Consider the following 6,507-nt stretch of genomic DNA (forward strand, 5'->3'; position numbering starts at 1 on the left):
GGGAATGTCGAACACTTGAGTGGCGATGCGTTCGATGTGCTCACGCAACGCCGAATCGCCATAGTCATCTGCGGTACAGAGCATGGCATCCAGCAAAGTTTCGACAGCGCCTCTCCAGTTGCCCCGACGAACTTGGCCGGAGACTTTTTCTGTTAGAACGTCACTTTCCATCCGTCAACTCTACCTCCTCCATTGGGGAAATGATGGCTCTCATCATTCGGCGGGGCCGCCGTGTCAACGATCCCTCCTTCGCTTCTTTGCCATCATCGCTGCGCGTGTAAATGCCATGCGAATGGCGTAGTTCCCGCAAAACCCGTGGCTTCAGGCGGCGCACGCGCCGCTTCGGCCGGGCCGATCGCGGACGTTGAGCGTCCCTCAAAGCCTTTTCGTCCTGAACACGCCATTGCTCTTGGAGACCATCGCTCCACTGAACACGGTCGGCAAGCCACGCGTTGTGGCGCCGGCGATTCTGTTCCCGCCGAAGCTTGGCTCCAGGCTTTTCCGGGCGATCCTGGGATGATCCGTCAGCGTAGAAGAACTGTTGGTCTTCGCGAATCATACAAGCCCTTCTCGATACAGCGTGAATGTCATCGCCCTTTTGGTATAGGCTTAGAGACCGCAGGGCGAACCCGTATTAGGGCTCGCCGCGTATCGGTCTGATCGTCAATCCTCCTGCATCAACACCCAAGCGAAATGCTCCTCTATCCACTCAAGATTCGCATCCGGGTCGATGGTTTCTTCGCTAACACAGGCACCGTGTTCCCAAATAACTTCGCCGTAATCGTTGTTCCCCGGTTCCCCATAAATAAGGTGAAATGTCAAACCCGGCCACTGCTCAGCGGCGGCATTCAACCAGGCCAGGGGCGGCGACCAGGCGGTATCGAAGAGATAGTCGGCCGACGCTCTACCGTCTGCTTGCGCATGAATCTCAGGCACGTCGTGTTGCACATCCGGTTCCCACTCCGTCCCCCAATGCGCATTGCACCAGTGGTAGCCGGCCGGCGAGTACCCTTGGGCCACCACGTCGGCAGGCACGGGCATGACTTGATTAAAGCACAGCACTTGCGGGGCCGCGGGTGTGTCTGCACCCCATGATTCGGGTGTGCCTTGCACGCGATCCACAAAGGCCTTCACCATGCCGGCAGATCCTGTGATGGTTAACTGATTCTCACACCAATTGGGCACGATTCTCAACCCTCCTCAGATTCCTCGGTGTCCGCGTCTTGCCAGAACGGGAGACGGATGAACGGCCGCGAGTGCCTGCCGCACAAGCTCTCAAACCGCAGGGACAATCCCCCGGCGGATCACCCCAGCGCAAAACAGCGGTCGGTCAGGGCGTCGTACCCCACATTAATGTCATTGTCCTCGGGGGGTGGGATCGTGTGCATCCAGCGGCGTCAACCCGAGAGGATATCCGCCGAATGCCACCTAGCGGGCAAACGTTCGGCGGTTAGACAGCCTGCTGAAAAATCACGTCCCACTCGACCACTTGATCGACGGGCTCGTGCACACGCAGCATTGCCAAGACATCCCGCAGATTGGCTAGTTCTTCCTCGCCCACCTGGCGCAGGTACGCGGGGCCGCTGTCCGACTCGACGCCGAAGCAGCCCATCGAGGGAATCACGAGTCGTTGAAAGGCACCGGGTCCAAGCGGCACGTACACGGTGGCTACGGCGCGAATGCCCATCATCGTCCACGAAGTGCCGAAGCTTTCCCTTCGCGCGCGGTCCTCCGCTTGATAACGCTGGCGATCGTCGATGGTTACATCATCATAACTTTGTTCCAGAAAGCTTAAATCCGGATAGCGATCGGGTATAGTGAGCACGTGAATACGCGGGCATAAAGCGTAGCGATAACCGGTCTCTCGAGCCAGTTTACGCAAAGCCGGTGAGCCATCGACCATCACAAATTGTTCGTCGATAGACATGACGTCACACTCCTTTTGACGTTTAAGGACAAACCAAATCGGCTAAGATGTTGTCGGGGACGTTGGCAATCGCCATAAGTCACAACTTCCTTTGAAGTGTGTCAGGCCTGGCGCACCCTCAGGGAACACGTGGTCTGAACACCCCTCAAACCTTGCGGCGGGACGCCGCAAGATGAGACTGACGGCAGCGTCAGGAGCTGTCCACACGTCGTCCGGCCAACAACACGAATAGACGGGCACCCCAATCCGGGCAGTCCAATAGGAATCCGGCGTGTCCCTTCGACATGAAACGACCTCGAGCACAAAAAGGCGCCGACCAATAAGGCCGACGCTAACGATGGAATCGGATAGCAATCCGTGGAAGCCAAAACCGGCTTTAGATCATAAGAGAACTGGTCTTGGATACTTCCGCATGAACAACATTCGGCAGTGTTATCGCTTATCCTTCTCTCCCGCGCGGGCTCGACTGCCTGACGTGTGCCCTCAACGCAGCGGATGGGCCATCGCCGCATCCGCGGGAATGCCGGCGCAGCGGCGGCACCGGGGGTTGTCGGCGGCATCAACGGTAAACTGGGGCGCCCGCGCGTCCCGCAAATCATAGGCGTCATCGTGCAGCGCGATTTCCCGGCCGCAGGCATCGCACCATACCGGCCGCCAATCTCCAGATTCCGCGTGCGCTTCGCAAGCGCGGGAACAATACGCGATCGAGTCAGGCACGGTCGCGTAAGCGAAGGGATACACCGCAATCGTCAGGGCATCGGACGGTACGGGTTTGTCGCAAAAGTCGCAAGTCATGGGGCTCACTCCTCAGGAAAATCAACAATGACAACAAAAAAGGGCCCGCAGCGCGGGCGCTACCGCCAACTCGGAAATGCCCAGGCCGTCCGAACCAGCAAATCGCCCACCAAGGCCAACGGCAAAAAGGGCAGCGGTTCAGCAACGCGCTGCAGACGAAACAGGAACCACCCGACGATGGATGCCAAAGCGAGACTGAGACCCACCCAGAGACCGAAATAGGCCGGGTGCAGCACAAAACTCAGGGCGCCCAGGGCCATCAGCCACCAATCCCCCGCGGCCAAACGCGCATGCATCAGCCACAACGCCGGAATCGTCAACAGCCCCAATCCGACGGTCCAGGCCAATCCGGCCCACGCCGGGAGCGCCCACCAAAGGCCAAACCCCACCCCAACGGCGGCACTGGCCACGAGGCCGACCTGTGGCCAAGTGACCACAATGCGGCGCCAGAGCAAATCCGTTACGCTGGTGGCGGCCAAGACGCCGCTGAAGACCCACCACAGCCAGCGGCTCGCGGGGTCAGGAAACGGCGCGGTATGCGGCAGCCAGAGTTGCGAGGAATGGGTTCCGCGCCATCGACCGGCTCCTCCCACCCCATGGTTCCCAGCCCGAGTGCCTGGAGCCGTAGCGCAATGACCCGATTGCGGGCCTGTTCTCTCACCGTGAGCATCGCTGCACGTCCTTTCCGTCTTATCGTGACTCGTTACGCCACGGGTTCGCAAATGTACAGGGCGACCGTGTCGAGAATCCGCTGCCCGCCGCGCGGGTTGATGACAAACTGGCGAAGGAAGCGGTAATCCCGTGTCGTGAGGATAAAGCCGTCCACCTGGTAATGGCCGTCAGAGCGCAGATGGCCGAATTGATACAGAATGGCCCCCTCTTCCATCGTGACGGACTCAATATACCAGCGTACGTGATGAGGGAGCCGCCGAAATAGCTGCAAGTCAAAGTCCCGCAAATGGCCGGGAGGCGAGATGCGGCCATGGCAGGCGACATCCGAGTAAGCGCGGATAAAAGAGGACGTTTGCACATGGCTGCAAACATTGCCGGTGGTGACCAAATCGCAGTAACGGTCAAAGGTTTTGTGACCCGTGTCAATGACCATGCGCATGCCGCCGGGATTATAGATGGGGTTCTTCATGGGACACCTCCGCAGAATGATGGGAATCAACACATCCTGCGTCGCCCCGAGACGGGGCGGCGGGCCGACATAACGGGAACAAAAACGACCGGAAACAGGCTCCAGGCACACTCCGCTCGTCGTAGGAACACTTCATGTCTTTTGGCCACAAATGGGCCTGCGCATTGGACGCCCCAGAAAACCTTTTCTATGATCAGCGTTGTGGGAGGGCGACCACTCACCGTCCGTAAGCACCACGAAACAAGTACGGAGATGATACGTCATGCACCGAAAGAGACGTTCAATGCGCTCCGTGTTGTCGACATTAAGCGTAGTCTTGAAAGCTCTTCTACTTCTTGTAGACCTCTTGAAAGGCTTGCGATAAGGATAACGCGGAAACCCCCACCTTACTCAAGGGTGGGGCTTTCCTTTATGCAACTACGTTCGGCGCGACACTTTTATAGCTAAATGCGTCGTCAAGGTTGCGCAGACCTTTTGTGTCATTGGAACACTCTCCTTCTTGGGTTCCGGAGAGTCTGACACGCCGACCGTTTGAGAGTCCAATGCACTCATAGTATACACACGCCACAACCAATCTATCAAACGTTAGTGACTTTATCCCCGGCGTTCCTCGGCCCCATCGCTCTTCCGCCGGGTCTGCCGCCGATAGGGGGCCTGCTTGCCCTTCTTGGGCGGCACGACTTTGGTGCGAAGACGTAGCGCAAACCGACGCAAGCCCATGCGTTGATGGTGGCAGAGCTTCGCGATGGTCAGCCGGCTTGCCGATAAAATCCAGCCACATGCCCCGGAGTCGCTAGATCCGAATTTTGCATAAAAGAGCCTATCATCCGGAAAGCCAAGTCAACGAGGTTTTACACAAAACAGCCCTCATTATCCTGAGCTGCTATCAAGCCCAACCGTGCTGCTGCGACCATGACAGATACCACGCGGGAAAACACGAGCGGCACACACGGTCGATGGGCAACAGCGCGTCCTCGCGAAAGGCGCCAACAAACCGGTACGGGAACGGCTGGCGGCAGACGCTGCAGGGAATCGGCACCACCCGCACGTGTTCTGAATCGCTGTCATCGTGCAGCACAACCACAGGTTGATTGTTCGCCATTACGCCAGTCCCCCCTCATCGTTCAGCTAGGCTTCTATGATGGCGCGAATCCCGCTCGCACTCAAAATATAAGACGCCAATCGCGAATAGCCGTTGCGATATCATGCTTTTCGTGGCACATCGGAAGGATCAGCGCCATCGATGCGCGCGTTGGAGGAACACCTGCCCGCCAATGAGCCCCACCGTTCCCGCAATCCATACTCCAGTCATGAGTCCGCGCCAGAATGCAGGGATGGGACTCGCAACGGTGACGCCGATCATCGTCGCGCCTAACGCGATGAGCCCATTGATCGTCGCGGCCTTACGGCGAAGGGCGGCGTTCTGAGATTTTATATTCACTTTGAATCACCGCCTCGATTGACCCCAATACACCTCATACCTCACGTTCAATCGGAGCCGCTCTGTCCAAAAACAAGTCGCCAAGGAGCTGTCTCGTTGCCCTTCGATGCACGCCGATCCCACCACCCAAAGGAGACGCCGCCAGAACACAACTCTCCAATGGCCGGTTCCTCGCCAGACATCATGAGAGCGAGGCCAATGCCTTCTTGAGATCGTTTCGTGCCTCGCAGATTTCCTCCGGCGCAAATCGCATCTCGTCGGCATCGCCCTTGTAACCGCGATCGATGGCTTGCACGGCCAATTTCATGGTGCCTCGCAACCGCCGCACGTCGGCCAACCGTTCCTCAGTCATGAGGCGCCTCCTCTAGTGCGCGGCGCGCCTTGTCATGGGCAGCTTGAAGACCGCTTTGGATGCTGCGCTCGTATAGCGTGGGCTCGCCCGTGAGGGGCAATGGGTGCACGCTGGCGATGTCTTCGAGCGCTTCCCGCAACCGCCGCACTTCGGCCAGCGCTTCGGGGAGGGCGGTGCGGGCTTCGGCGATGAAGTGCGCATCGGCTCCCCGCACGAACTGTCCACGCATCGGGCGGTCCAGTTCCTCGATCTCCCATCCCAGTCCCGCCGATTCATCCCAAGCAAAGTCATTGGATACGTTACCTACATGTCGGTGTCGAGCGTGCCACGGCCCCTCGGTCGCTTCTTGGCATAGCACCTCCAGGTGCGCGAGGCGTTCTTCAGTCATGGGACACCTCCTCGTTATCGTCCAAGGCCACTTCGGATGCCGCACTAGGAAAGCGAACAGGGGTCTATCCGACGATGCCCTTTGGCATCTTTAGCAACGTCCATCCACAAAACGGGCAGTAACTTATCGGCGCGTACAATCCGCCGCTTTTAATGCTATAAGGATGCCGCTCGGATTCGTCTGGTGTGGGCGTCTCAACGATCAAGTCGCCCAACACGTCTGCGAACGGGGTACAGCGATCCTCGTGTGCCATTCGGTATGGGCACACGGCCGATGTGTCTTGGTCGGTCATCCGTTTGCGCTCCTCTCCAACGTGACTAACGCCACAGGCTCGCCGTGGCTCAGCGTGGTCGATGGTTTCCCGCGATCACCGCTTGAATGGGGGGCATCTTCACCCGCCTCACGGTGGCGCCGGGGTAATAGTGCCGCGCCGTTGCCTCGCTTTTAAACACCGGCAAAAATC

General features: G+C 58.6%; 11 protein-coding genes. All 11 read right to left on the reverse strand.

Annotated elements, in window-relative coordinates:
- Positions 1 to 160 precede the first annotated feature (160 nt).
- The 11 genes from HIJ39_RS20775 to HIJ39_RS20825 all read right to left on the reverse strand — a co-directional run bounded on the left by HIJ39_RS20775 (position 161) and on the right by HIJ39_RS20825 (position 6,336).
- Positions 161 to 559 carry a hypothetical protein gene (locus tag HIJ39_RS20775; protein ID WP_169102952.1) on the reverse strand — a complete coding sequence of 133 codons (399 nt, stop codon included), beginning with the start codon at positions 557 to 559 and terminating at the stop codon, positions 161 to 163.
- 104 nt (positions 560 to 663) lie between these two features.
- Positions 664 to 1,185: a DUF1281 family ferredoxin-like fold protein gene (locus tag HIJ39_RS20780; protein ID WP_169102953.1), complete on the reverse strand. Its 522-nt coding sequence runs from the start codon at positions 1,183 to 1,185 to the stop codon at positions 664 to 666.
- Positions 1,186 to 1,450: 265 nt separating this feature from the next.
- Positions 1,451 to 1,927, reverse strand: coding sequence for a hypothetical protein (locus tag HIJ39_RS20785; RefSeq protein ID WP_169102954.1), 477 nt, complete (start codon positions 1,925 to 1,927; stop codon positions 1,451 to 1,453).
- Between the two features lie 483 nt (positions 1,928 to 2,410).
- Positions 2,411 to 2,722 (reverse strand): hypothetical protein, encoded by a 312-nt coding sequence (locus tag HIJ39_RS20790; RefSeq protein WP_169102955.1) that lies wholly within the window; start codon positions 2,720 to 2,722, stop codon positions 2,411 to 2,413.
- 59 nt (positions 2,723 to 2,781) lie between these two features.
- Positions 2,782 to 3,315 carry a hypothetical protein gene (locus tag HIJ39_RS20795; RefSeq protein ID WP_169102956.1) on the reverse strand — a complete coding sequence of 178 codons (534 nt, stop codon included), beginning with the start codon at positions 3,313 to 3,315 and terminating at the stop codon, positions 2,782 to 2,784.
- A gap of 110 nt (positions 3,316 to 3,425) precedes the next feature.
- Positions 3,426 to 3,863, reverse strand: coding sequence for a hypothetical protein (locus HIJ39_RS20800; RefSeq protein ID WP_169102957.1), 438 nt, complete (start codon positions 3,861 to 3,863; stop codon positions 3,426 to 3,428).
- 886 nt (positions 3,864 to 4,749) lie between these two features.
- Positions 4,750 to 4,965: a hypothetical protein gene (locus tag HIJ39_RS20805; protein WP_169102958.1), complete on the reverse strand. Its 216-nt coding sequence runs from the start codon at positions 4,963 to 4,965 to the stop codon at positions 4,750 to 4,752.
- 129 nt (positions 4,966 to 5,094) lie between these two features.
- The gene (locus HIJ39_RS20810; RefSeq protein WP_169102959.1) at positions 5,095 to 5,304 is read right to left on the reverse strand and encodes a hypothetical protein; all 210 of its coding nucleotides are present in this window, start codon (positions 5,302 to 5,304) and stop codon (positions 5,095 to 5,097) included.
- A gap of 181 nt (positions 5,305 to 5,485) precedes the next feature.
- Positions 5,486 to 5,656 carry a hypothetical protein gene (locus HIJ39_RS20815; RefSeq protein ID WP_169102960.1) on the reverse strand — a complete coding sequence of 57 codons (171 nt, stop codon included), beginning with the start codon at positions 5,654 to 5,656 and terminating at the stop codon, positions 5,486 to 5,488.
- The gene (locus HIJ39_RS20820) at positions 5,649 to 6,044 is read right to left on the reverse strand and encodes a hypothetical protein (RefSeq protein ID WP_169102961.1); all 396 of its coding nucleotides are present in this window, start codon (positions 6,042 to 6,044) and stop codon (positions 5,649 to 5,651) included. The genes HIJ39_RS20815 and HIJ39_RS20820 overlap by 8 nt, the downstream gene beginning before the upstream one ends.
- 64 nt (positions 6,045 to 6,108) lie before the next feature.
- A complete protein-coding gene (locus tag HIJ39_RS20825) occupies positions 6,109 to 6,336 on the reverse strand; it encodes a hypothetical protein (RefSeq protein ID WP_169102962.1) in 228 nt (75 codons plus the stop codon).
- Between the last annotated feature and the right edge of the window lie 171 nt (positions 6,337 to 6,507).

The sequence above is a fragment of the Sulfobacillus harzensis genome (genome assembly GCF_012933365.1).
Taxonomy (GTDB): Bacteria; Bacillota; Sulfobacillia; order Sulfobacillales; family Sulfobacillaceae; genus Sulfobacillus_B; species Sulfobacillus_B harzensis.